Annotated in this window: 22 protein-coding genes and 1 pseudogene; 9 read left to right on the top strand and 14 right to left on the bottom strand. The window is 53.9% G+C overall.

The features are described 5' to 3' along the window. Positions 1–152 precede the first annotated feature (152 nt). The 4 genes from gyrB to dnaA all read right to left on the bottom strand — a co-directional run bounded on the left by gyrB (position 153) and on the right by dnaA (position 6255). Positions 153–2561: a DNA topoisomerase (ATP-hydrolyzing) subunit B gene (gene gyrB / locus ACFL9S_RS20705; protein ID WP_405263728.1), complete on the bottom strand. Its 2409-nt coding sequence runs from the start codon at positions 2559–2561 to the stop codon at positions 153–155. Between the two features lie 17 nt (positions 2562–2578). Then, positions 2579–3664, bottom strand: coding sequence for a DNA replication/repair protein RecF (recF, locus tag ACFL9S_RS20700; RefSeq protein WP_405263726.1), 1086 nt, complete (start codon positions 3662–3664; stop codon positions 2579–2581). 96 nt (positions 3665–3760) lie between these two features. Then, positions 3761–4861, bottom strand: coding sequence for a DNA polymerase III subunit beta (gene dnaN, locus ACFL9S_RS20695; protein ID WP_133844810.1), 1101 nt, complete (start codon positions 4859–4861; stop codon positions 3761–3763). A 2-nt stretch (positions 4862–4863) separates the two neighbouring features. Further along, positions 4864–6255: a chromosomal replication initiator protein DnaA gene (gene dnaA / locus ACFL9S_RS20690; protein WP_405263725.1), complete on the bottom strand. Its 1392-nt coding sequence runs from the start codon at positions 6253–6255 to the stop codon at positions 4864–4866. Between the two features lie 629 nt (positions 6256–6884). On the opposite strand from dnaA, the gene rpmH reads away from it, so the two are divergent. From rpmH to ACFL9S_RS20660, 6 genes and pseudogenes are all read left to right on the top strand, one after another. Further along, positions 6885–7025 carry a 50S ribosomal protein L34 gene (rpmH, locus tag ACFL9S_RS20685; RefSeq protein ID WP_003023858.1) on the top strand — a complete coding sequence of 47 codons (141 nt, stop codon included), beginning with the start codon at positions 6885–6887 and terminating at the stop codon, positions 7023–7025. Between the two features lie 17 nt (positions 7026–7042). After that, positions 7043–7402, top strand: a complete 360-nt coding sequence (rnpA, locus tag ACFL9S_RS20680; RefSeq protein ID WP_062744083.1) for a ribonuclease P protein component — start codon at positions 7043–7045, stop codon at positions 7400–7402. Then, a pseudogene (gene yidD, locus ACFL9S_RS20675) lies at positions 7366–7624 on the top strand (membrane protein insertion efficiency factor YidD). Before rnpA ends, yidD begins: the two are co-directional and overlap by 37 nt. A 2-nt stretch (positions 7625–7626) precedes the next feature. After that, complete coding sequence (gene yidC / locus ACFL9S_RS20670; protein WP_405263724.1) at positions 7627–9273, top strand: membrane protein insertase YidC; 1647 nt, start codon at positions 7627–7629, stop codon at positions 9271–9273. A gap of 173 nt (positions 9274–9446) precedes the next feature. Beyond that, positions 9447–10811 (top strand): tRNA uridine-5-carboxymethylaminomethyl(34) synthesis GTPase MnmE, encoded by a 1365-nt coding sequence (mnmE, locus tag ACFL9S_RS20665; protein ID WP_405263722.1) that lies wholly within the window; start codon positions 9447–9449, stop codon positions 10809–10811. 157 nt (positions 10812–10968) lie between these two features. Beyond that, positions 10969–11712: a 4'-phosphopantetheinyl transferase family protein gene (locus ACFL9S_RS20660; protein WP_405263721.1), complete on the top strand. Its 744-nt coding sequence runs from the start codon at positions 10969–10971 to the stop codon at positions 11710–11712. Between the two features lie 39 nt (positions 11713–11751). On the opposite strand, the gene ACFL9S_RS20655 is transcribed toward ACFL9S_RS20660, so the two are convergent. Further along, on the bottom strand, positions 11752–13065 hold the full coding sequence (locus ACFL9S_RS20655; protein WP_405263720.1) for an NCS2 family permease: 1314 nt from the start codon (positions 13063–13065) through the stop codon (positions 11752–11754). A gap of 200 nt (positions 13066–13265) precedes the next feature. Between ACFL9S_RS20655 and yieH the strand changes: the two genes are divergently transcribed. Continuing rightward, the gene (gene yieH / locus ACFL9S_RS20650) at positions 13266–13928 is read left to right on the top strand and encodes a 6-phosphogluconate phosphatase (RefSeq protein WP_405263719.1); all 663 of its coding nucleotides are present in this window, start codon (positions 13266–13268) and stop codon (positions 13926–13928) included. A gap of 823 nt (positions 13929–14751) precedes the next feature. On the opposite strand, the gene ACFL9S_RS20645 is transcribed toward yieH, so the two are convergent. From ACFL9S_RS20645 to pstS, 6 genes are all read right to left on the bottom strand, one after another. Then, complete coding sequence (locus tag ACFL9S_RS20645; RefSeq protein WP_405263718.1) at positions 14752–15990, bottom strand: MFS transporter; 1239 nt, start codon at positions 15988–15990, stop codon at positions 14752–14754. Positions 15991–16113: 123 nt separating this feature from the next. Beyond that, a complete protein-coding gene (phoU, locus tag ACFL9S_RS20640) occupies positions 16114–16851 on the bottom strand; it encodes a phosphate signaling complex protein PhoU (RefSeq protein ID WP_405263717.1) in 738 nt (245 codons plus the stop codon). Positions 16852–16868: 17 nt separating this feature from the next. Further along, positions 16869–17639 (bottom strand): phosphate ABC transporter ATP-binding protein PstB, encoded by a 771-nt coding sequence (gene pstB, locus ACFL9S_RS20635; RefSeq protein ID WP_133844833.1) that lies wholly within the window; start codon positions 17637–17639, stop codon positions 16869–16871. 43 nt (positions 17640–17682) lie between these two features. After that, positions 17683–18570: a phosphate ABC transporter permease PstA gene (pstA, locus tag ACFL9S_RS20630; protein ID WP_133844834.1), complete on the bottom strand. Its 888-nt coding sequence runs from the start codon at positions 18568–18570 to the stop codon at positions 17683–17685. Continuing rightward, complete coding sequence (pstC, locus tag ACFL9S_RS20625; protein ID WP_405263716.1) at positions 18567–19529, bottom strand: phosphate ABC transporter permease PstC; 963 nt, start codon at positions 19527–19529, stop codon at positions 18567–18569. Before pstC ends, pstA begins: the two co-directional genes overlap by 4 nt. 101 nt (positions 19530–19630) lie before the next feature. Further along, positions 19631–20671, bottom strand: a complete 1041-nt coding sequence (gene pstS, locus ACFL9S_RS20620) for a phosphate ABC transporter substrate-binding protein PstS (protein ID WP_200642190.1) — start codon at positions 20669–20671, stop codon at positions 19631–19633. A gap of 211 nt (positions 20672–20882) precedes the next feature. Between pstS and ACFL9S_RS20615 the strand changes: the two genes are divergently transcribed. Continuing rightward, positions 20883–21227, top strand: a complete 345-nt coding sequence (locus tag ACFL9S_RS20615) for a hypothetical protein (RefSeq protein ID WP_405263715.1) — start codon at positions 20883–20885, stop codon at positions 21225–21227. Between the two features lie 16 nt (positions 21228–21243). On the opposite strand, the gene ACFL9S_RS20610 is transcribed toward ACFL9S_RS20615, so the two are convergent. After that, entirely contained in the window at positions 21244–22137 is an 894-nt protein-coding gene (locus tag ACFL9S_RS20610; protein ID WP_405263714.1) for a DMT family transporter, read from the bottom strand. Between the two features lie 95 nt (positions 22138–22232). Between ACFL9S_RS20610 and ACFL9S_RS20605 the strand changes: the two genes are divergently transcribed. Continuing rightward, on the top strand, positions 22233–23168 hold the full coding sequence (locus ACFL9S_RS20605) for a LysR substrate-binding domain-containing protein (protein ID WP_405263713.1): 936 nt from the start codon (positions 22233–22235) through the stop codon (positions 23166–23168). On the opposite strand, the gene ACFL9S_RS20600 is transcribed toward ACFL9S_RS20605, so the two are convergent. Together ACFL9S_RS20600 and glmS are read right to left on the bottom strand one after the other, a co-directional pair. Further along, positions 23116–24456, bottom strand: a complete 1341-nt coding sequence (locus ACFL9S_RS20600) for a serine hydrolase domain-containing protein (RefSeq protein ID WP_405263712.1) — start codon at positions 24454–24456, stop codon at positions 23116–23118. The two genes, ACFL9S_RS20605 and ACFL9S_RS20600, sit on opposite strands and share 53 nt — an antisense overlap. A 146-nt stretch (positions 24457–24602) precedes the next feature. Further along, entirely contained in the window at positions 24603–26432 is a 1830-nt protein-coding gene (gene glmS, locus ACFL9S_RS20595; protein ID WP_405263710.1) for a glutamine--fructose-6-phosphate transaminase (isomerizing), read from the bottom strand. Between the last annotated feature and the right edge of the window lies 1 nt (position 26433).

Genomic DNA, 26433 nt, shown 5'->3' with positions numbered 1-26433 from the left:
AGACACAATATGTCGATGCCCTTAACACGAAAACAAGACGTGTCGAAATTCCACTCCTTTTTCGACATGAGAAGAGAGCATCGGTACATCACAGGCGAAAAAAAAGCAGACCCGGAGGTCTGCTTTTTATCTGATGCTGCCGAACCTGACGATTAAATATCGATGTTTGCTGCGCGCAGCGCATTCTCTTCGATAAAGGCACGGCGGGGTTCTACCGCATCACCCATCAGGGTGGTGAACAGCTGATCGGCGGCAACTGCATCGCGAATGGTCACGCGCAGCATACGACGGCTTTCCGGGTCCATGGTGGTTTCCCACAGCTGATCCGGGTTCATTTCGCCCAGACCTTTGTAGCGCTGAACGGTCAGACCACGACGTGACTCTTTCACCAGCCACTCCATCGCCTGCTCAAAGCTGGCAATCGGCTGACGGCGTTCGCCACGTTCGATAAACGCGTCTTCTTCAATCAGACCGCGCAGCTTCTCGCCCAGGGAGCACAGTTTGCGGTATTCACCGCCGAGCATGAACTCGGTATCCAGCGCATAATCGGTATCCACACCGTGCGTCTTGATACGCAGCACCGGTTCAAAGATGTGCAGTTCAAGGTTTTCACGTACCAGACCGCTGTAGCTGCTGCCATGCTGATCGTTATCGTTGAGATACGTTACCAGCTCATCCATCCATGCCTTGACCGGTGCTTCTACTGCCAGTTCGCTCAGGGTTGGGTTGTAGACCAGCGCATTCAGCAGCGCCACCGGATAACGGCGCTCCATACGTTTGATCATCTTACGCGTGCTGTTGAACTCGGATACCAGGTCTTCCAGCGGCTTACCACCCAGGGCCGGAGCGCTGCCGTTAGCGTGCAGCGCTGCGCCGTCCAGTGCAATGGCTATCTGGTACTGATCCATCGCGTCATCATCTTTAATGTACTGTTCCTGCTTGCCTTTTTTCACCTTGTACAACGGCGGCTGGGCGATATACACATGGCCACGCTCGATGATTTCTGGCATCTGACGATAGAAGAAGGTCAGCAGCAGCGTACGGATGTGTGAGCCATCCACATCGGCATCGGTCATGATGATGATGCTGTGATACCGCAGTTTGTCCGGGTTGTATTCGTCACGGCCAATGCCGCAGCCCAGCGCGGTGATCAGCGTGGCCACTTCCTGCGAAGCGAGCATCTTGTCGAAGCGCGCTTTCTCCACGTTCAGGATTTTACCTTTCAGCGGCAGAATGGCCTGGTTTTTACGGTTACGCCCCTGCTTGGCAGAGCCGCCCGCCGAGTCCCCTTCCACCAGGTAGATTTCACAGAGTGCCGGGTCGCGTTCCTGGCAATCGGCCAGTTTACCTGGCAGGCCTGCCAGATCCAGCGCGCCTTTACGGCGGGTCATTTCACGTGCGCGGCGAGCCGCTTCACGGGCGCGGGCGGCGTCGATGATCTTGCCCACAACGATTTTGGCATCGCTCGGGTGTTCCAGCAGGTATTCTGCCAGCAGTTCGTTCATCTGCTGCTCAACCGCCGTTTTCACCTCGGAAGAGACCAGTTTATCTTTGGTCTGAGAGGAGAATTTAGGGTCTGGCACTTTGACTGAAACCACAGCAATCAGGCCTTCACGCGCATCGTCACCGGTGGCACTGACCTTGGCTTTCTTGCTGTAGCCTTCTTTATCCATGTAGGCATTCAGCGTACGGGTCATCGCGGTACGGAAACCAACGAGGTGCGTACCCCCATCGCGCTGTGGGATGTTGTTGGTAAAGCAGTAGATGTTTTCCTGGAAACCATCGTTCCACTGCAGCGCCACTTCCACACCAATGCCGTCTTTCTCAGTGGAGAAATAGAACACATTCGGGTGGATCGGGGTTTTGTTTTTGTTCAGATACTCAACAAACGCCTTGATACCGCCTTCATAGTGGTAATGGTCGCTTTTACCGTCGCGCTTATCTTCCAGCTTGATAGAGACGCCAGAGTTCAGGAACGACAGCTCACGCAGGCGTTTTGCCAGAATTTCGTATTCAAACTCAACCACATTGGTGAAAGTCAGATGGCTTGGCCAGAAACGCACGCGCGTACCGGTCAGATCGGTTTCACCACTGATGCTCAGCGGAGCCTGCGGCACGCCATGAACGTAAATCTGCTGGTGAACTTTACCTTCGCGACGAATGGTCAGTTCCAGTTTTTCCGACAGGGCGTTAACCACGGAAACACCCACGCCATGCAGGCCGCCGGACACTTTATAGGAGTTATCATCGAACTTTCCGCCTGCGTGCAGCACGGTCATGATCACTTCAGCAGCAGAAATGCCTTCTTCTTCATGGATACCGGTAGGAATACCGCGACCGTCATCCTGCACAGATACAGAGTTATCTGCATGAATTGTGACAAGAATATCGGAGCAGTGACCGGCGAGTGCTTCGTCAATGGCGTTATCCACGACCTCAAATACCATGTGATGCAGACCGGTACCGTCATCCGTATCGCCGATATACATACCCGGGCGCTTGCGTACCGCATCCAGCCCCTTGAGAACTTTGATACTGGAGGAGTCATAAGAATTCGACATCAACTTTTCTCGCTCGTTTAATCTTCAGGTTGAACCACTATTTTACCTTGTTCTACAGTGAACATCTTGCCCTTTTCATCAGCCATGTCGAAGACATGCTCGGCCGCAATGGCACTGACAAAAACCTGGGCCTGAGTGGCTTTTAAACGTGCTGCCAGCAGGTGGCGACGCGTTTCATCCAGCTCAGAGGCAAAATCATCTATCAGATACAGGCAACGTCGCCCGTTCTGTCGGGTGAGAAACTCACCCTGCGCCAGCCTCAGGGCGCACATCAGCAGCTTTAACTGGCCGCGTGACAGCAAATCTTCCACTGGCGTTCCCTCAGCGCGAATACGAAAATCCGCTTTATGAGGGCCGCTGGCGGTGTAAGTCAGTGCCCGATCGCGCTCAAACTGACGTTCGAGCAGCTCGGCATAATCACTCTCTTTATCCCAGCCGCGCTGATAAGAGAAACTCAGCTGGAACTCCGGCAGAAACTGCGCACAGGTGGCGTTAATATCGGCCGCAATCGCCTCGCTGTAGGCCGCACGCCACTGGCTTATCTGTTCCGCCAGCGGTGCCAGTTCCTGATCCCAGGCGCGGATCTGCTGGTAGCGTGACACCTGACGCAGCGCAGCGTTACGCTGTTTCAGCAGGCGCTTGAGGTTGCTCCAGGCATTGAAAAAACCCGGCTCATTGTGAAAGCAACCCCAGTCGATATAAGCACGACGGTATTTCGGACCGCCGTTCAGCAGGGTAAATCCCTCCGGCGTGATCAGCTGCATCGGCAGCATCTGCGCCAGTTCGGCCACTTTGTGACCGTCGCTACCATCAACCCGCACGCGGCTGTCACCGGCACGATTTTTGGTCAGCCCCACCGACACTTCCCTTTCCGCCCCGGCGATACGCCCGTGCAGCACAAAAGCATCCTGCTCATGGCGAATGACCCTACCCGCCTGCAAACTGCGGAAGGCACGACCGTGGCCCAGAGTGTAAATCGCTTCCAGCACGCTGGTTTTACCGCTGCCGTTCGGCCCCACCAGGAAGTTAAATCCGGGGGCCAGCGCGAGGTCCGCGTTTTCGATATTACGGAAGTCTTTGATAAGCAGGCGGGTTAAAGCCATTACAGGATCCAGAGCAGCGGGATGTAGGGGTCGTACATGTGCGACCCTGGGTCAGGCATGCCTGACCCCTACGAGATATGGAGATTCACTCAGCAATTACAATCTCATTGGCATAACGACGTAGGCCGCTGACTGGCTTGCTGCATCTTCAATCTGGACGCTGGAAACGGAATCCGTTAGCAGCAGACGCACGTTCTCGCATTTCAGCGCATTCAGGACATCCAGCACATAGCTGACGTTGAAGCCAATTTCGAGATCGGTGCCACCGTAGGTCACATCCAGCATCTCTTCAGCTTCTTCCTGCTCCGGATTATTCGCCGTAATCTTCAGCTGATTTTCGCTGATATAGAGGCGAACACCGCGGAATTTCTCATTTGAGAGGATCGCTGCGCGGGAAAACGCCTGCTTCAGCAGATCACAACCTGCATCGAGGGTTTTGTCCGGGTTCTTCGGCAATACGCGGCGATAATCCGGGAAGCGGCCATCAACCAGCTTCGAGGTGAAAATAAAGTCACCCACATGCGCACGGATATTGTTGCTGCCGATCTGCACCTGTAACAGGGTATCGCCCCCATCCAGCAGACGCACCAGCTCAATAACCCCTTTACGCGGCACGATCACCGAATGGCTGGGAAGCTGCTGGCCCACCGGCATTGAACAGACTGCCAGGCGGTGACCATCGGTGGCCACCGTACGCAGCTCTTCACCTTCGGTCTCAAACAGCATGCCGTTCAGGTAATAACGAACGTCCTGATGTGCCATAGAGAACTGCGTGGCTTCAATCAGGCGTTTAAGGGTCGCCTGCGGCAGCGTGAATTCGACCTCGCTCTGCCAGTCATCCAGGTTAGGGAAGTCACTGGCAGGTAGGGTGGAAAGCGAGAAACGGCTACGGCCGGAGCGCACCAGCATTCTTTCGCCTTCCAGAATCACCGTGATTTCAGCGCCTTCCGGCAGACCACGGCAGATATCAAAGAATTTGCGTGCGGGCACGGTTGTCGCGCCTGGCTCATGGTCCTGCGTCAGCGCAACACGCGCCACCATTTCCATTTCCAGATCGGTGCCGGTCAGCAACAGCGTGCCTTCATTAACCTGCAATAACAGGTTGCCAAGGATCGGCAGCGTCGGACGACCGCCTAATGGGCTGCTAACTTGCTGTAATGGCTTGAGTAAATGCTCACGTTCTACAATAAATTTCATAGTCAGGAAGATAATGTTCTGATTAGATTTGAGAAATCTTCTTTAATGTCATGACTCTCTTCACGCAGCTGCTCAATTTTACGGCAGGCATGTAGCACTGTGGTGTGGTCACGACCCCCGAAAGCATCACCGATTTCCGGCAGACTGTGGTTGGTCAGTTCCTTGGCCATCGCCATCGCCATCTGGCGCGGGCGTGCAACCGAACGGGAACGTCGCTTCGACAGCAGATCGGCGACTTTAATTTTATAATACTCAGCAACCGTCTTCTGAATATTATCGATAGTTACCAGCTTCTCCTGCAAGGCCAGCAGGTCGCGTAAAGCTTCGCGCACAAAATCGATCGTGATGGCACGACCGGTAAAGTTTGCGTTGGCGATCACGCGGTTTAACGCACCTTCAAGCTCACGCACATTAGAACGCAGACGCTTGGCAATAAAGAACGCGACTTCACCCGGCAGACGAATGTCATTTTCATCCGCTTTCTTCATCAGGATCGCTACGCGGGTTTCCAGCTCCGGCGGCTCGATCGCCACCGTCAGGCCCCAGCCAAAGCGTGATTTGAGACGATCTTCCACACCATTGATCTCTTTCGGATAACGATCCGAGGTCAAAATGATCTGCTGATTACCTTCCAGCAGGGCATTAAAGGTGTGGAAAAACTCTTCCTGCGATCGCTCTTTATTGGCAAAAAACTGAATGTCATCGATCAGCAGCGCATCCACTGAGCGGTAGTAACGCTTAAATTCTTCGATGGCGTTGTTCTGTAGCGCCTTGACCATGTCCTGCACAAAACGCTCCGAGTGCATATACACCACTTTCGCGTTTGGCTTACGTGCCATGATCCCGTTGCCGACTGCATGCAACAAGTGCGTCTTACCGAGGCCCGTGCCGCCATAAAGGAACAACGGGTTATACGCGCCACCTGGGTTATCAGCCACCTGACGTGCCGCCGCACGTGCCAGCTGGTTTGATTTACCCTCAACGAAATTGTCGAAGTTGTGCTTGGTGTTCACATTTGAGCGGTAAGACAGCTCTGCCGGTGCCGGCATGCTGTCCCAGCTTGGGCGCATCGGTGCCGGGCGGCTGATAATGCCTGGTGAGTTAGCATGTGCCGTGGCCATCACCGGCTGGCTGATAGTCTGCGCGGCCGGCTTGCTGCCCACTTCAAAACGCAGCAATGGCACATTTGCCCCGCAAAAATCATTCAGCAGGGCATTGATGTTATTCAGGTATTTATCCCGAACCCAATCGAGTACAAAACGGTTTGGTGCATACAAGGCCAGCGTATTGTCATTCAATTCGGCCTGCAAGGGGCGTATCCACATGCTGAATTCTGTGGCAGGTAGCTCATCCTGCAGGCGGGCAAGACACTGTTGCCAAAGCGTAAGTGACACGGCGGACTCCACTCGAAAAAATTCGATAAGAAATAAAAGCGCTGAAGCGATAATTTCATCATTGTTGACGCATGCCGATGAAACACATGCGAACCGCTATCCACGGTTACTCCGCCCGTCCCCGGCATATCTAATGCTTAAGGGTAGGATCGACCCGAAGGATCGTTAGCGGAAGGGCGGATCATAGCGTAAAGCGCAGCAGAGATCTTCACTTTCTACACAGTTTTGATCCAATTTATCCACAGGCGTGTACAGCGGGGATAAGTTTACGCCACCCTGAGCAAAAGGCATTCAGGATCGTCTGCATTCGTTGAAATGTAATGGTGCCGTCACGTTATTGCCGCAAACGACGTGCAACAGGATCGCCAGAAGATCCTGCGCGATCCTTGCGCTTTTTACTGGACGCCGTATAATTCTTGCCCCGGCGTGTGCGCCATGGCCGTTTTGGCTGTTTTTGCGGCCACAACGGGCAATCAGGATGCGCTTTTCACGCGAAGTAAATTGACTCTGGACTGTACAATTATTACAATCCCGCCTCTTTATTAAAGACACACTGAGGCGTCGGTCGTTTTTTCGGGCCAGATAACGCGTCACCAAGTGAAATTTTTCAAGTTTAGGTAGAAATCGCCATGAAACGCACTTTTCAACCGTCCGTACTGAAGCGTAACCGTTCACACGGTTTCCGTGCTCGTATGGCAAATAAAAATGGTCGTCAGGTTCTGGCACGTCGTCGTGCTAAAGGCCGTTCTCGTCTGACCGTTTCTAAGTAATAAAAGCTAACCGCTGAGTGGTTAAGCTCGCATTTCCCAGGGAGTTACGTTTGTTAACTCCCACTCATTTCACTTTCGTCTTCCAGCAGCCACAACGGGCTGGCACGCCGCAAATTACTATTCTCGGCCGCCTGAACGCGCTGGGGCATCCCCGCATCGGTCTTACCGTCGCCAAAAAACATGTTAAACGTGCTCACGAGCGTAACCGGATCAAGCGATTGACCCGCGAAAGCTTTCGTCTGCGTCAACATGAGCTTCCGGCGATGGATTTTGTCATCGTAGCGAAAAAGGGTGTTGCCGATCTGGATAATAAGGCACTGACGGAAGCGTTGGAGAAACTATGGCGTCGTCATTGTCGCTTGGCTCGCGGCTCCTGATCGGGCTGATACGCGTCTATCAACGCGTTATCAGCCCGCTGTTAGGACCCCACTGCCGTTTCCATCCCACCTGTTCGCAATACGGAATTGAGGCATTGCGCAGGTTTGGGGTGATAAAAGGGAGTTGGTTGACGATGAAACGCATATTAAAATGCCACCCCTTGAACCCGGGTGGCGACGATCCGGTGCCGCCACATAACCATTGATCCCAGAGAACATTAACGATGGATTCGCAACGCAATCTTTTTCTCATCGCTTTTCTGTTCGTGTCCTTCATGATCTGGCAAGCCTGGCAGACGGACCACGCTCCGCAGCCATTGCAGACCCAGACCACGCAAAACACGACCAGTGCAGCCGGTGATGCCGCCAATCAGGGCGTACCTGCCAGTGGCCAGGGCAAAACGATCACCGTTAAGACTGATGTCCTGTCTTTGAACATCAATACTCGCGGTGGCGATATTGACCAGGCGTTATTGCTGACTTACCCGGATTCACTGGGTTCAGACAAGCCTTTCCAACTGCTGGAAACCATACCTGGGTTCCTGTATCAGGCACAGAGCGGTCTGACTGGTCGTAACGGCCCGGATAACCCGGTAAACGGCGCACGTCCTCTGTACACCGCAGGCCAGGATCACTTCGAGCTGGCTGATGGCCAGAGCGAGCTACGTATTCCACTGACCTTTACGGCGGAAAACGGCGCAATCTTCACCAAGACCTTCGTTCTTAAGCGTGGTGAATACGCAATTAATGTCGACTATCAGATCAACAACGCCTCACAGCAGCCGCTGGAAGTGTCAATGTTCGGTCAGCTGAAGCAGTCGATTGACCTGCCGAAGCATCGCGATACCGGCAGCAGCAACTTTGCTCTGCACACTTTCCGTGGCGCAGCTTACTCCAGCAGTGAGACGAACTACGAAAAGTACAAATTCGATAAAATCAGCGATAACGAAAACCTGAGCACTACCACCACCAATGGTTGGGTGGCAATGATGCAGCAGTATTTCGCCACCGCATGGGTTCCACAGACGGCGGGCAGCAATACGCTCTACACCAGCAATCTGGGTAACGGTATTGCCGCGATTGGCTTCAAATCTGCACCGGTAACTGTCGCCGCAGGTTCGCAGCAGCAGCTGGCAGCCACCCTATGGGTCGGCCCGGAAATTCAGGACAAGATGGCAGCCGTTGCTCCCCACCTTGATCTGACCGTGGATTACGGCTGGTTGTGGTTCATCTCTCAGCCTCTGTTCAAACTGCTGAAATTCCTGCACACCTTTATCGGTAACTGGGGCTTCTCCATTATCGTTATCACCTTCATCGTGCGTGGCATCATGTACCCGCTGACCAAAGCGCAGTACACCTCGATGGCAAAAATGCGCATGTTGCAGCCTAAGATTCAGGCGATGCGTGAGCGTTTAGGTGATGACAAGCAACGTATGAGCCAGGAAATGATGGCGTTGTACAAAGCGGAGAAAGTGAACCCGCTGGGCGGCTGTCTGCCTCTGGTTATCCAGATGCCTATCTTCCTGGCACTGTATTACATGCTGATGGGCTCGGTAGAACTGCGTCATGCGCCGTTCGCACTGTGGATCCATGACCTGGCAGCACAGGACCCGTACTACATCCTGCCGATCCTGATGGGTATCACGATGTTCTTCATTCAGAAGATGTCGCCGACCACCGTGACCGATCCGATGCAGCAGAAGATCATGACCTTTATGCCAGTGATCTTCACCGTGTTCTTCTTGTGGTTCCCGTCAGGTCTGGTGCTGTACTACATCGTCAGTAACCTGGTGACCATTATCCAGCAGCAGCTGATTTATCGCGGCCTGGAAAAACGTGGTCTGCACAGCCGCGACAAGAAAAAAGCGTAATCTGTTGATGCCGAAGGGGCGACCGGCAACAAGGGTCGCCCCCTACACATACGGCAATCAAACGCAGGGGCGGCCCCTCTTTTTCGGTCCGCCCGTGCCAAAATCACGCACAATGCTTACACTAAGGTGGTCATCATGACCGCCTTTTTTTTTCCAAAAAAAGAGAATTCAACATGAGCCATAGCGATACTATCGTCGCGCAGGCGACCGCGCCGGGACGCGGCGGCGTCGGCATTCTGCGTGTTTCAGGCAGCAAAGCCGCTGACGTCGCGCAGCTACTGCTGGGCAAACTGCCTAAGCCGCGTTATGCCGACTATCTGCCGTTCCGTGATGCAGACGGTAGCACCCTCGATCAGGGCATCGCGCTGTGGTTCCCCGGTCCTAACTCATTTACCGGCGAAGACGTACTGGAACTTCAGGGCCACGGTGGGCCGGTGATCCTCGATCTGTTGCTGAAACGCATTGTGGCAGTGCCCGGACTACGCATTGCCAATCCGGGTGAGTTCTCAGAACGCGCTTTCCTTAATGACAAACTGGATCTGGCACAGGCTGAAGCGATTGCCGACCTGATTGATGCCAGCTCCGAGCAGGCAGCACGTTCCGCCGTTAACTCATTACAGGGCGTATTTTCTGCGCGTGTAAACCATCTTGTGGAAGCACTTACTCACCTGAGGATCTATGTAGAAGCAGCCATCGACTTCCCGGACGAGGAAATCGACTTCCTTTCTGACGGTAAAATTGAAGCGCTGCTGCATCGGGTGATCGCCGACCTTGATGATGTACGTGCCGAAGCTCGCCAGGGCAGCCTGCTGCGCGAAGGGATGAAGGTCGTGATCGCCGGGCGTCCTAATGCCGGTAAATCCAGCCTGTTGAATGCGCTGGCAGGGCGCGAAGCGGCGATTGTGACCGATATCGCGGGCACCACCCGCGATGTGCTGCGTGAGCATATTCATATTGATGGCATGCCGCTGCATATCATTGATACTGCCGGATTACGCGAAGCCGGTGATGAAGTTGAGCGCATTGGCATCGAACGCGCGTGGAATGAGATCGAACAGGCCGATCGCGTGCTGTTTATGGTCGATGGCACGACAACGGATGCGACCGGCCCGGCCGAAATATGGCCGGACTTTATCGCCCGACTGCCACAGACGTTACCGATTACTGTGGTGCGTAATAAAGCCGATATGACCGGTGAAGTGCTGGGTATCGAGGAAGTAAATGGTCACTCACTTATTCGCCTGTCGGCCCGTACTGGCGATGGCATTGATGTTCTGCGCGACCACCTGAAACACAGCATGGGCTTCTCTGGCAATATGGAAGGTGGCTTCCTGGCACGCCGTCGCCACCTGATCGCGCTGGAGTTAGCAGCCACTCACTTACAGCAGGGCAAAGACCAGTTGTTGGGCGCCTGGGCCGGAGAACTGCTGGCAGAAGAGCTTCGCCTTTCACAGCAAGCGCTGAGTGAAATCACCGGGGAATTCAGCTCGGATGATCTGCTGGGGCGGATTTTCTCCAGTTTTTGCATCGGGAAGTAAACAACCCGGTGGGATAGCTCTATTCCACCAGCAATCTGGCGATAAACAGTGACAATAGTCCGAAATTGACCCTGGGAATGGAATCCCAGGTGAAATATGATAAGAATATTCTTACAATAGCAGAGATGATTACCCGACCATTTTCACGGAGCGACAGATGGCAAGTCATTTTGCACGTTGGGCCCTCGCCCAGACCAGACCCCAGGTTCACCGACTCCCGCAGCAGATCGTCGAGCAGGCCAGCGGATTTTCCGAGAAACGTCGTGCCCGCTATCTGGCCGCTCGCAGCCTGCTGGCAGAGCTGATGCTGCGCGTGTATGGCATCCCCCTTTTGCCCGAATTGATCACCACCGCCAGCGGACGCCCCTGTTTTGCTGATCCAGAACTCCCTGATTTTAGCCTGGCCTACGCGGGTAACATGGTCGGCGTGGTGTTAGCTGAGGAAAGGGGCCGCGCCGGGCTGGATATGGAAATTGTCCGCGCACACAGCCGTCAGACGATGGAACATCATTTTGAGTGCCTGTCATCGGGAGAGAAAGCGTGGATCAATGCGCAGAACGATCCAATAGAGGCGTCTACGCAGCTCTGGACGCTACGCCAAAGCATTCTAAAACTCACCGGCGAAGGGGATGCCGGAAAGGACTCACTGCGCTTACACCCGGCATCTGGCCGACTGCGATCCGTCACCTGGCCAGATATTCAGGCGCTGTGTGATGTTGAGCCATTGCTGGTGTGGTCCTGTGCGTTATCGCCAGGCACGGACAGATTACGTTTGTGGGAATATAACGGGGAAGATGGCTGGGAGTCACTGCGGGATTTTAACGTTTATGCGCACAATCTGGGGCCACGTACGCTGCGCCTGACCAGTCTGCCTGCGGAAAAGCCGCTCTACCACTCCTGATCGTAAAACAGGTGGCGTTACCACCACCCGTTAGTCAGATTAATGCGCGTCGATAAACACGATTTTCAGTACAAACAGTAATGCGACCACAATCACGCACGGGCTGATTTCACGCCAGCGGCCCGTTCCCAGCTTCATCACGCAGTAAGAGATGAAGCCCAGTGCAATACCTTCGGTGATTGAGAAGCTGAAGGGCATCATCGCCGCCGTCACAAACGCCGGAACCGCTTCGGTCAGATCATCCCACTTCACACGCGCCAGGCTTGAGGTCATCAGCACGCCCACGTAGATCAGCGCACCGGCTGCTGCGTAGGCAGGCACCATACCCGCCAGCGGTGACAGGAACATCACCAGCAGGAACAGCACGCCCGTGACAACCGCCATCAGGCCGGTACGACCGCCCACGGACACGCCGGATGAGCTTTCAATGTAGGCCGTCACGGAAGAAGTACCAATAAATGAGCCGGCAACGGAACTGATGCTGTCGACATACAGCGCCTGCTTCATACGTGGGAACTTGCCACTCTCATCGGTCAGGCCCGCTTTATCCGTCACACCAATTAACGTCCCGGAGGAGTCAAACAGGTTAACCAGCATAAAGGAGAAGATGATCCCGGCCATGCCAACGTTCAGTGAATCTTTCAGGTTAACCTGCCCCAGAACGGAGGTCACCGAAGGCGGCGCTGAGAAGATACCGGTATATTTCACATCGCCAATCGCCAGGCCAATCAGGGTGGTCACGACGATCGACACCAGCACGGCCGCATGGATATTGCGGGATGCAAGGATGGCGATAATAAAGAAGCCCAGCGCGCCCAGCAGTACGCTGTGCGAGGTCAGGTTACCCACCGTCACCAGTGTGGCTTCGTTGGCCACGATAATACCGGCATTTTTCAGCCCCATCATCGCGATAAACAGGCCAATACCCGCCGTGATGCCCACACGCAGACTCAGTGGGATATTGGCAATCATCCAGTAACGCACGCGGAAGATTGTCAGCAACAGCAGGCCAACAGCCCCCCAGAAAATCGCGCCCATCCCAATCTGCCAGGAAATACCCATCGCCCCCACAACCACGAAGGCAAAGAAGGCGTTCAGGCCCATTGCAGGAGCCAGTGCCACCGGCAGGTTCGCGACCAGGCCCATCAAAATACTGCCGAAAGCGGCAATCAGACAGGTGGTAACAAAGACCGCCTGCGTGTCCATGCCAGCCACGCCGAGGATCTGCGGGTTAACAAAAACGATATACACCATCGTCAGAAAAGTGGTGAAACCAGCAATCACCTCGGTACGGACGGTGGTGCCATGCTCCTGCAATTTAAAAATCCGTTGTAACAGACCGGGATTCGTCATTATGTGTTTCCAGAACGGAGAAAAGTTGTCGGCCGTTATCCTACCCCAAAATTATGATTTTGGGATGCCGATCACTCGGTTTTTTCGCAACCGATTGCGCTGTTTTACCCGTCTTATCACAACCGTTAACAGTAATTGACATGATTCACCCCGCTTCGCGCTACTATCGGGTATCCACCCTCTGGACTTAAGGAATCAGGATGACCGTGGAATGCATTTTTTTCGATTGTGACGGAACGCTGGTCGACAGCGAAATGCTCTGTACCCAGGCCTACGTCAACACCTTCGCACAGTTTGGTGCCACGCTGTCGCTGCAGGAGATGTTCGAGAAGTACAAAGGGGTAAAACTGTACGACATCATCGCGGATGTCTGCCAGCAACACAGGCTGACGACCCCTGTTGACGTGCTGGAACCGGCTTACCGCAAGGAAGTGGCTCGCCTTTTCGACCTGGAGCTTAAACCGATTCAGGGCGCAAAGGCATTGCTGGAAAAAGTGACGGTTCCGGCCTGTGTCGTCTCTAACGGTACCGTCCCCAAAATGCAGCATTCGCTCGGCCTGACCGGCATGCTCTCCTTCTTTAGGGATCGCTTATATAGCGGCTATGACATTGAGCACTGGAAGCCCGACCCGGAATTGATGTACCACGCAGCCAAACAGATGGGCGTACCGATTGAGCGCTGTATCCTTGTCGATGATTCTGAAGCGGGCGCAAAAGCAGGTATCGCCGCCGGTATCCCGGTATTCTATTACTGCGTAGATGCGCATAATCCGGTTATCGACCATCCACTGGTGACAGTGTTTGATGATATGGCACTGCTGCCAGCGTTATGGCAGGCACGTGGCTGGCAGCTAACGCGCTAAATGGGGCAGGCCGGGAATAACCCGGCCTGTTGCCAAAAAGCGGTATAGAAAAAATCAAATACCGTCCCCCTCATTGATATACCAGCGTAATGAATTTGACAGCAGTGAAGCATGTTTAATAATCTTTCCTTCATCTACCAGCTGTAAAAGAATATTTCGCATCATATAGATACTCTCACCACAATTGTCAGCCAACTCTCTGGTTTTAGGCCACAGTGTGGGATCGGATAAATGCGCGCCCTCTTTTGGACTGGTCGCGATTCTCTGGCAGATCAAAGCCAGCGTTCGAAATGCCTCTTGCTTCTTTAGCTGAAGCGCTGTTTTACTTCTTCTCATTTTTAATATATTAATGATAGCGTTAATTACCCGCTATGCATTGTTCCTTGTCGCTATATTAATTATATTCACGGCGAGGAGGAATCGCATACCTGCGTTGTTATCAGCGCTGCCAGTACCGACCCCACCCTGGTGAGCAGTTGATATTTCCAGCGCGGACTACACCAGAATCGAAATGGATAATAATAAAGAGGGGGAAACATCGTCTCAATTGAGAAAAAAATAAAAATCATTTACCGGCGTCGAGAATATCTATTTTTTTAAGCACTGTAAACAATATAAAATCAAAAATAAAAAGCAATACCACAATATGTTAACCCGGTTACCGGACTAATAAGGCCACACAGTCATTAATATGTAAACTTTCATTAATGAGCATTTTGAGAATATGAATATCGTCAAAAAAACAAAGAAAACAGGAAGGGGAATGGGGGAATGACATTCATATTATCCTGCGCTGAAGAACTCAGCGCAGGATGCCGATCAGTTAGCCAATTGCGCCCAGAGCATCATCGTTACCCTGCTTTTTCGGCAGCAGGAATAATGTGGCGACAATATCCAGCAGATAGATCAGCGCCAGTATGGTGATAGCCGCAGTAAACGACCACTGGCTGACCAGCAGCCCAATCACCAGCGGGCCAAATCCACCCACGCCACGCCCCAGGTTGAACAAGACGTTCTGCGCCGTGGCACGCACTTTCACGGGATAGGTGTCAGAAATCAGCGCACCGTAACCGCCAATCATGCCATTCACAAACATGCCCATCAGCGCCCCGGTAAACAGCATGGTCGTCGGATCGCGCAACTGAGCGTAAACCACCACCATCACCACTGCGCCAAACTGATACAGCAGGAAGATTTTCCAGCGGGAGAAACGGTCAGCCAGCAAACCAAATAGCCAGATACCGAAGGTCATCCCGACGACCGTGACCGCGGTCCACAACCCGGATTTGGTCAGCGAGAAGCCAAAGTTAGATGAGAGGTAACTCGGCATCCAGATCATCAGACCGTAATAACCAAAGTTCTGCACGGAGCAGAGGATAAAGATGCCGATACTGGCTTTTGTGGTGGCCGCATCCGCGAACAACAGCTTAATGCGCGCCGTGAACGACAATCCCTGATTCACATCCACATGCTGGGTGAACGCTTCCGGTTCCCCCATGCCGCGACGGATGGCGAACGAGGCCAGCGCAGGCAGCAGACCAACGAGGAACATGCCGCGCCAGCCGATGACATTCAGCAGCAACGGTGTGATAAATGCCGCCAGTAGCACGCCAAGCTGCCAACCCATGCCCACCCACGCTGAAGCACGGTTACGCTTGTTGGCAGGCCAGACTTCCGCGATCAACGCCATCCCAATGCCGAACTCACCGCCCAGCCCCATACCTGCAAGGGTGCGATAAGCCAGCAAATCCCAATATCCCTGTGCTACCGCGCACAGCCCGGTAAAGACGGAAAACATCAGAATAGTGAAGGTCAGTACGCGAATGCGCCCAAAGCGATCGCTGATATGGCCGAAAAGAATGCCACCCAGCACAGCGCCAATCAGTGTCCAGGTCACCAGTGAACCGGCCTGCGAAGGGGATAATGCCAGCGACAGGCTGATAGCGGGCAACATAAAGCCGAGGATCAGCAGATCAAAGCCGTCCATTGCATAACCGCTGACAGCAGCGACCATCGCTTTGCCCGGCGTGACGCCACGCTTGTCCGGAGGGGAAATTGACATGGTTTTCTGGCCTTTTCATTGGAATTTTGCCGCAAGTATAAGGATGACGGGGTGCGGTATCCAGACGAAAAAGTAATGGGAAGGGAGTGAGGCGTGCCGGAGGTGGGCACGCCCTGGCTGAGATTACGAGGGATTATTGCTGCCCGTATCGTCGCCGGTCAACAATTTATCCAACTGATCTCCGCCCACGTGACGGAAATCCTGGCCTTTGACGAAGTAGAAGATAATTTCGCAAATGTTCTGGCAGCGGTCACCGATGCGCTCAATGGCACGAGCGCAGAACAGCGCGGTCAGCACACTCGGGATGGTGCGCGGATCTTCCATCATATAGGTCATCAGCTGACGCACGATGCCTTCATACTCCTGGTCGACTTTCTTATCTTCCCGGTAGATTTCAATCGCTGCATTAAGATCCATACGCGCGAAAGCGTCCAGCACATCATGCAGCATCTGAATAGTGTGATGCCCCATTGACTCAAGGCTGACCAGCAGCGGCTGATGCTGTTGGGTGAACTTTTCCAGTGCAGTACGGCAGATCTTCTCAGCGACATCGCCAATACGTTCCAGCTCGGAGATGGTTTTGATGATCGCCATCACCAGACGCAAGTCGCTGGCGGTGGGCTGACGTTTGGCGATGATGCGCACGCAGGCTTCATCAATCTCCACTTCCATCATATTGACCTTGTGATCCCCTTCGATCACCTTGTTCGCCAACTCACCATCCTGGTTGTGCATGGCAGTGATCGCATCGGTCAACTGCTGTTCGACCATGCCGCCCATCATCATCACCTGGGTGCGGATGTGCTCCAGCTCGGCGTTGAACTGGCCGGAGATATGTTTGTTCAGATTTAAGCTATCCATTGTATTCTCCAGTCAAATCAACCATAACGGCCGGTAATGTAATCTTCAGTTTGTTTCTGATGCGGCTTGGTGAACAGCGTATCGGTATCGCTAAATTCAATCAGTTCGCCCAGATACATAAAGGCAGTGTGGTCGGAGCAACGTGCAGCCTGCTGCATGTTGTGGGTCACGATCACCACGGTGTAATCCTGCTTCAGTTCCGTGATCAGCTCTTCAATGCGCCCGGTTGAGATCGGGTCCAGGGCTGAGCAAGGCTCATCGAGCAGCAACACTTCCGGGCGAATCGCAATACCACGCGCGATGCACAAACGCTGCTGCTGGCCGCCGGAAAGACTGTAACCGCTCTGATGCAGCTTGTCTTTGGTTTCGGTCCACAGTGCCGCTTTCGTCAATGCCCACTGAACGCGTTCGTCCATATCGGCACGTGACAGCTTTTCAAACAGACGCACACCGAAGGCGATGTTGTCATAAATCGACATCGGGAACGGTGTCGGCTTCTGGAATACCATGCCAACACGGGCACGCAGCAGGGCGATGTCCTGGCTGGCGGTCAGAATATTTTCGCCATCCAGCAGGATTTCACCTTCAGCACGCTGCTCAGGATAGAGCGAAAACATCTTGTTAAACGTGCGCAGCAGCGTGGATTTACCGCAGCCGGATGGGCCGATAAACGCCGTCACCTGGTTTTTAGCAATATCCAGATTGATGTTTTTCAGCGCATGGAATTTTCCGTAATAGAAGTTCAAATCACGAACCTGAATCATCTTAGCGGAAGTCGTATCAACCATTTTTATCTCACTTAGTCCGCGCCGCTACCGCCGCGCTGCTCAATTAATGTTTGCTCTTGGCGAAGATCACGCGTGCCAGGATGTTCAGTAACAGTACACACAGCGTAATAATCAGCACGCCCGCCCAGGCCAGACTCTGCCATTCGGCAAACGGACTCATCGCGAACTTAAAGATGGTCACCGGCAGGTTTGCCAGTGGCTGCATCATATCGGTGCTCCAGAACTGGTTCGACAGCGAGGTAAACAGCAGGGGTGCGGTTTCCCCGGCAATGCGGGCAATCGCCAGCAGTACCCCAGTCAGGATGCCGGAAACGGAGGCTTTCAGGGTAATCGCCGAAATCATCTTCCATTTTGGCGTCCCCAGGGCATAAGCCGCTTCACGCAGGCTGTCCGGTACCAGTCGCAGCATGTTTTCGGTTGTACGGATCACGATCGGGATCTGCAACAGTGCCAGCGCAACCACACCGGCCCAGCCGGAGAAGTGCTGCATCTGTGCCACCACGATGGTGTAAACGAACAGACCGACCACGATCGACGGAGCCGACAGCAGAATGTCGTTAATAAAGCGAATCACTTCGGCCAGCCAGGACTTACGGCCATACTCGGCCAGATAGATCCCCGCCATAATTCCCAGCGGCGTTCCCACAGCGGTTGACCAGAAGATCAACAGGCCGCTGCCTGCCAGGGCGTTTGCCAGGCCACCACCCGCCGTATTCGGCGGCGGCGTATTCTCGGTAAACAGCGACAGCGTCATGCCATCGATACCGCGAGTAACAGTAGAAAACAGGATCCACACCAGCCAGAACAGACCAAATGCCATCGTCAGCAATGACAGAGCGAGGGCAATACGGTTTTTCATCCGACGCCACGCCTGCATTTTACGGCGTGAAGCGAGCAGTTCGTCACGCGCCTGCAATTCCATCGTGGTCATGAGCGTGCTCCTTCACTTTTCGCCAGGCGCAGGATCATCAGTTTTGAACAGGCCAGAACGATAAAGGTGATCACAAACAGGATCAGCCCCAGCTCCATCAACGCGGCGGTATGCACGCCCGATTCAGCTTCAGCAAATTCGTTCGCCAGTGCAGAGGTGATGCTGTTGCCCGGCATAAACAGTGAGGCACTGTCGAGCTGGTAGGTGTTACCGATGATAAAGGTTACCGCCATGGTTTCACCCAGTGCGCGCCCCAGTCCTAACATCACACCACCAATCACCCCGTTTTTGGTGAAGGGCAATACCACGCGCCACATCACTTCCCAGGTGGTACAGCCGATACCGTAAGCGGACTCTTTCATCATCACTGGCGTCTGCTCGAACACGTCGCGCATCACGGAAGCGATGTAAGGGATGATCATAATCGCCAGGATAATCCCGGCGGCTAAAATCCCGATACCAAATGCCGGGCCGGAGAACAGCGCTCCCACAATCGGCACGTTAGCCAGTACGTCTCCGACCGGCTGCTGGAAATAGGTGGCAAACAGCGGAGCGAAGATAAACAGACCCCACATGCCATACACAATGCTGGGGATCGCTGCCAGCAGTTCAATCGCCACGCCCAGCGGGCGGCGCAGCCAGTTAGGGGCCAGTTCGGTCAGGAACAAGGCAATGCCGAAACTTACCGGGACAGCGATAAGCAGGGCAATAATGGAGGTGACGACGGTACCGTAAATCGGCACCAGCGCACCAAACTGTTCGTTAGGCGCATCCCACTCTTTATTCCACAGGAACGAGAAACCAAACTTCTGGATACTCGGCCATGAAGAGATAATCAGGGAAACGATAATGCCACCGAGCAGCAACAGCACAATCAACGCAGCCAGTTTAACCAGCGCGCTGAAGATGATGTCACCTTGTTTTCCGGGAGCCTTGAATGCCGGCTTGGTTGCAGCCATAGAATTCTCGAGTCTGATACTGCTGATACGTATCGGGCCAGGCAAGCCTGGCCCCTGGGGGTGATACACACCACGTCAAACGTGGTGCTTACTGGAATAGATTAGTACAGCGCTTTGCCGGAGCTGTCTTTCACGTTAGTTTTCCAGGCGCTACGAATCTGCTCAACCACTGAATCTGGCAGTGAGGCGTAGTCCAGGCCAGCCGTGGTTTTGCTGCCGTTTTTATAGGCCCAGTCGAAGAACTTCAGTACGGCGGCACCTTTCTCAGCATTAGCCTGCTCTTTGTGCACCAGGATAAAGGTGGTAGAGGTGATTGGCCATGCGTTGTCGCCTTTCTGGAAGGTCAGGTCCTGTGCAAAGGATTTGCTCCAGTCTGCGCCTTTAGCCGCATCGCTAAAGCTTTTCTCGCCCGGCTCAATGGCTTTGCCATCGGCATCCACCAGCTTGGTGTACGCCAGGCTGTTCTGTTTCGCATAGGCGTACTCAACGTAGCCGATAGAGCCTGGCAGACGCTGTACGAATGCGGCCACGCCATCGTTACCCTTGCCGCCCAGACCGGTTGGCCAGTTAACGGTGCTGCCTTTACCGACTTTGCTGCTCCAGTCGCTGTTCACTTTAGACAGGTAGCTGGTGAACACGAACGAAGTACCTGAACCGTCAGCGCGGCGTACCACGTTGATGTTGGAGTCAGGCAGTTTCACGCCCGGGTTCAGCTTGGTGATTGCCGGGTCGTTCCACTTTTTGATGGTGCCGAGGTAGATATCACCCACGGTTTTGCCATCCAGCGTCAGCTGTCCAGATTTGATACCAGGAATATTAACCGCCAGTACCACCCCGCCAATAACTGTCGGAAACTGGAACAGGCCATTTTTTTCTAAATCTTCGTCTTTCATTGGCGCATCTGATGCACCGAAGTCTACGGTTTTAGCGATAATTTGCTTAACGCCGCCGGATGAACCAATACCCTGATAGTTAACCTGGCTGCCTGTCGCGGTGTTGTACTCTGCTGCCCACTTGTTATACACAGGTGCCGGGAATGTACCGCCAGCACCGGTCAGGTTGGTTGCGGCCATTGCGGTAACGGCGCTCAGAGACAGGGTTACTGCGACGAATTGAGCCAGGGTTTTGTGCATCAGTGTCATGTTCCCTCCACGGGATTAAAAAGTCAGGCCAGTTGCCGTGTTTGTCTAATTAATGAATGCTGCTGGAGGCAAAATAGGACAGTTTGGTGACAGTAAAATGTACGAAATATGACACTTTTGTGACATCCATCTTTAATTCTTAATCCCTCCAACTTCCCATCACAATTCGGGAACATGATGTCGGGGTACACTAATCTAAGGAGAGAATTTTATGCGAACTTATCAGATGTTACCTCTGGCACTGACCCTGCTGGCCACCTCTTTGCCAGCCCTGTCTGCACAAGTACCGTCAAACCCTCGTCTGAGCTATGAGAAGCATCTGGCAATATTTGACAGTAACAATAAAGACATTAGCCCCAGCTCTATCAGTGGCAGTGATATCAATGACCTTTTCTCTGCGGTAAATGAAATAAACACCCAGCAGGAAAAAGATAAAAGCACCATCGCCGATCTCACCAGCAAGGTCAGAGATCTGGAAAACCAGAACAAAGACCTGAAACGCAGTCAGGATGATCTCAGCCGCAAGCTGGATGACCTGAGCCGCAAGATTAAGTAATCACGGAAAGCCGACGTCAGTCGGCTTTTTCCATTACCGCGCTCATTTCCGCACGACGTTTTACCGGACGCGTGGCCCACAACGATGCAGCAACAATCAGCAACCCGCCCAGCCATGCCGCTGGTGTCAGCGACTCCTGCAACCAGAGCACGGCAAACAGGGCACCAAACAGCGGCTCAGAGCCCATTAATAGCGAGGCACGCGTCGGTGAGGTGCGCTTCACCGCATAGTTCTGCGCGAAGAAGGCAAACAGCGTGCAGAACAGCACGAGGTAAAGCGTCGGCCCCCAGAACAGCGTGCTCTCAGGCAGCGCCGGTATCGCATGCTCCGTCGCCACCAGCACCACCAGCGAGCCGCAGGCGACCACCCCGGTTTGTACCGCCGTCAGCGCCAGGGCAGGCACATTGCGATGCTGGGTCATTTTTTTCGTCAGACACACCATCAATGCACGCAGCAGCGCAGCCCCCAGCACCAGCAGATCGCCGCTGTTCATCTCAATCGGTGTTCCACCCACCAGCAGCATGGCACCGCACAGAGAAACGGCGGCGGCGATAAACACGCTGGTTTCCGGCCGCTGGCGGAACATCAGCCATTCAACCAACGGCGTCAACACCACACACAGGCCGATCAGAAATGCCGCATTACTGGCTGAGGTCAGAGCCACCCCAAAGGTTTCACACAGGAAAATGGCAAACAGCACGGAACCCAGTATCAGCCCCGGCGGCAGCGCCTGACGCCAGCAGTGCCTTAGCGCAGGTAAGAGCAGCACGAAGGTCAGTAAAAAACGAATAAACAGAAAACCCACGACCGGATAAAAAAGAACGGCCTGCTTTGCCATCCCGTAGCTGGTTCCCCAGACCACGGCCACAGCCAGTAACATCCACTCTGCGTAACGCTGTTGTTTCTCCACCTGCATTCCCCTGTCGTTGGTGATAAACCCAACAGCGATTATGATGTTTTTCTCCAGGCGGAATAATCCGCGCTGACAAACAAGACTTGTGCGCTATGAGAACAAATCAATATATGGGTCTGCTGCCGTATATGGCAGTGTTCGTGAAAGTGGTGGAACTCGGCAGCTTCTCGGCGGCCGCAGAGAAGCTGGGCAGCACCGCCTCGTCGGTCAGCCGTCAGATCGCCAGCCTGGAAAATGCCCTTGGGGTGAAACTGCTGGAGAGAACGACACGCAGGCTGCGCCTGACGGAAGCAGGCACGGCCGCGTGGGAGCGCTGCTATGAGATGATGCAGTCGGCACAGTCGGTGTTTGAACTGGCCGGACGCGCCAGCGATACGCCACAAGGTCGGGTGAAAATCAGCGCACCGCGAGCCTACGGCAAAGATTTGATCTCGCCGCACGTTGCTGAGTTTTTACAGCGTTATCCTCAGGTAGATTTGCAACTGATGCTCACCGACCGGCTGGTGGATCTGATCAGTGACGATGTAGACCTGGCAATCCGCATTACCGACACGCCGCCTTCGGGGCTGGCAGCACGCCCGCTGTTTCCCGTCAGACACGTACTCTGTGCCAGTGCGGACTACCTGCAACAACACGGCATCCCACAACACCCGCAGGATCTAACGCAGCACAGCTGTATTTATCTGGGGGAAGTGGCCGGGGATAATCTGTGGAAGTTTCGCCATATCACTAACGGGGAACAGACAAGCGTTGCAGTACACGGGCGCTATGCCTCGAATCACAGCAAAGCACGACTGGAAGGTATCATTAATCACCTGGGTATCGGGTGCCTGCCGCGCTTTTCCGCGCAGCAGGTGCTGGATAATCAACAGATTATTCAGGTACTTCCCGAATGGGACTACATGACATCCTATTACGGAATGTCCTGGATTCTGTATCATCCTAACCGGTATCTCCCCCCTAAGTGCCGGGTGCTTATCGATTTTTTGCTGGAGAAGCTGAAGAATCAGACAGCTGATGCTCAATAGCATTGAACATCAGAGAGGCTTCGCGCGGCTGAGCATCTGATGCCGGTTCTGCCTGTGGCCAGGCGGACCACTGGACAATCACCAGTTTATGAGGCTGATCGATTGCAATCATCTGGCCAAAAATACCTTCAGCCGACAGGGTTCCATTGCGGGTTTCCCCGTTGAGTGGCGCCTCTTTTTTTACACTCAAGGGAACACTCATGTTCCACCACTGATAACCGAATTGCCCTTCAGGGTAGTCGGCTGTCACCGAGTTCTCGGCTCTGTTCCAGGTACTGGCCTCTTTCACCCAGCCATCGGGCAGCGTTTTCGTGCCATCAGGCAGGATGCCATTGTTCATCACGAACAGGCCAAACTTACCCCAGTCTTCAAGCGTCGCGTTAAAGCCGTGCGCGCCCACATCGTGTTTTCCCGGCAGATAGCTGTGCCACACGCCATCATTCACCATGCCGTAAGGCTGCCAGATGTTGTCCTGAAGATAACGGGCGAGCGTTTCTTCCGTGGCTTTTTCCAGCGTATCACCCAGCACCCAGGCACCACCGGAAGAGTAGGACCAAATCTGCCCCGGCTGCGCATAGGCTTTACGCTGAGGATCGAGCACCAGCTTACTCACGCAGTCATAGGTGTCTTTTTCAGCTTCACACTGGGTCAGTTTGGCAAAATCAGATTGAGGGTTGGTGTAATCCTCATTCCAGGTCACACCGGAAGTATGCTGCAACAGATTGCGCAGAGGGACATGCTCCCAGGCGGTGCCGCGTACCTCCGGGTTGTACTTCCCGACCTCATCATCCAGCGAGGCTATCTTTCCCTGTTTAAGTGCGATACCGACTAACGTGGATACCACTGACTTACCGACAGATCGCGAGGTCCATAACGTGGTTTTGGTGTTGCCCTCAGCGTAATATTCCCAGACCTTTTTACCGTCTTTAATCACCATCATACCCGTCACGTTATTGCGTTTAAGGTAATCTGCCAGTGAGTAATGATGCCCCTGATACTCATAGGACACGGCCGAGAGATTGCGATGAGCAACGGGTAGCGGTACCGGTGATTTGCCCGCGCGAAAGATATCGCCGGGATAGGATTGGTAGTCGTTACGGAAGCCCACCACACGCTGCTGAGGTGTCCAGGTAAGCATATCTTTGACATCTGGCAGGTGTTTATCCAGCGGAGCAGGACAAGTTGCCAGGGGGACCGGGCAGTGCACGGTTTCTGGCGCGGCACTCGCCTCGAATACAGCGCCACAACACAGTGCCAGCAGACAAAAACCCGTTTTTATCTTTTTCATTCTCTTCCCTTAAAAAGGACGCAGGAGCGTTCATTGTAAGGAAAGGGATGAAGGGGATTTGTACAAAAAAAGTCCGGCAGACTGACGGATCAGTCATACCGGACTCTTGAGCAGCGCGCCGGGTTCACCGATGCGCAGGGCAGAGCTTATTCAACCGTAACGGATTTTGCCAGGTTACGCGGCTGATCGACATCCGTGCCTTTGATCAGCGCCACATGATAGGACAGTAGCTGTAGCGGCACGGTGTAGAAGATAGGTGCAATGACCTCTTCCACATGCGGTAACGGAATAATACGCATGCCTTCGCTGTTAGCAAAACCGGCGTCAATATCGGCGAAGACATACAGCAGCCCACCACGGGCGCGAACTTCTTCAATATTGGATTTCAGTTTCTCCAGCAATTCATTATTCGGCGCGACGACAATCACCGGCATATCAGCATCAATCAGCGCTAACGGACCGTGCTTCAGTTCACCAGCAGCATAAGCTTCAGCATGAATATAGGAGATCTCTTTCAGCTTCAGCGCGCCTTCCATCGCGATCGGGTACTGATCGCCACGGCCGAGGAACAGCGCATGATGCTTGTCCGAGAAGTCTTCCGCCAGTGATGCAATCAGCTCATCCTGTGACAGCATCTGTTCGATACGGCTTGGCAGCGCTTGCAGAGAGTGCACGATATCGTGCTCAACCTGCGGATCAACACCTTTCAGACGACCTATTTTCGCCACCAGCATCAGCAGCACGGTCAGCTGGGTGGTGAAGGCTTTGGTCGACGCCACGCCGATTTCGGTCCCGGCTTTGGTCATCAGCGCCAGGTCGGACTCACGCACCAGTGACGAACCGGCAACGTTACAAATCGCCAGAGAACCAAGATAACCCAGCTCTTTCGACAGACGCAGTGCTGCCAGGGTATCCGCCGTTTCACCGGATTGAGACAGGGTGATCAGCAGGCTGTTTTTACGCACCGCCGATTTGCGATAGCGGAATTCAGACGCAATCTCAACGTCACACGGCACGTTTGCCAGCGACTCAAACCAGTAACGGGAAACCATACCGGAATTGTATGAGGTGCCACAGGCAACAATCTGAATGTGTTCAACGTTTGCCAGCAGCGTATCAGCCTGCGGCCCCAGCTCGGAGAGATCGACTTCACCGTGGCTGAAACGACCACTCAGGGTGTTTTTAATCGCGACTGGCTGCTCGTAAATCTCTTTCTGCATGTAGTGGCGGTAAATTCCTTTATCGCCAGCATCATACTGTGCGTTTGATTCGATCTCGGCACGTTTTACCTGATGTCCCTGAGCGTCAAAAATGGTCACATCACGGCGGGTAATTTCCGCAATATCGCCCTCTTCCAGGTAGATAAAGCGACGGGTCACGGGCAACAAGGCCAGCTGATCGGAGGCAATAAAGTTTTCACCGACGCCGCGGCCAATCACCAGCGGACTACCGGAACGGGCGGCCACAACGGTCGAGGGATCGCGACTGTCCATAATCACCATGCCGTAAGCACCGCGCAGCTGTGGGATCACCCGCTGAACGACTTCGCGAAGTGAACCACCCTGCTTCTGCTCCCAGTGCACCAGATGCGCCACCACTTCGGTATCAGTTTCTGAGGCAAAAGTATAACCGCGCGCAATCAGCTGTTCGCGCAGCGGTTCGTGATTCTCAATAATGCCGTTGTGAACAATGATGATATGTTCAGAGATATGCGGATGGGCATTCGCTTCCGACGGTTCGCCATGCGTGGCCCAGCGCGTGTGCGCAATCCCCGTACCTCCGACCAGCGAGGTGGTTTCTGCTGCTTCAGCCAGGTTCTGCACCTTGCCCAGACGACGCAGGCGGGTGGCGTTCCCCTGATGATCAACAACGGCGAGACCCGCAGAGTCATAGCCCCGGTATTCCAGACGACGCAGCCCTTCAAGCAGGATTTCTGCAATATCACGCTGCGCTACAGCACCAACAATTCCACACATA

The organism is Erwinia sp. AnSW2-5 (genome assembly GCF_045107195.1).
Lineage (GTDB): Bacteria > Pseudomonadota > Gammaproteobacteria > Enterobacterales > Enterobacteriaceae > Erwinia.
Note: the sequence above shows the minus strand (reverse complement) of the source record. Positions and strands in the feature narration are given on the sequence as shown.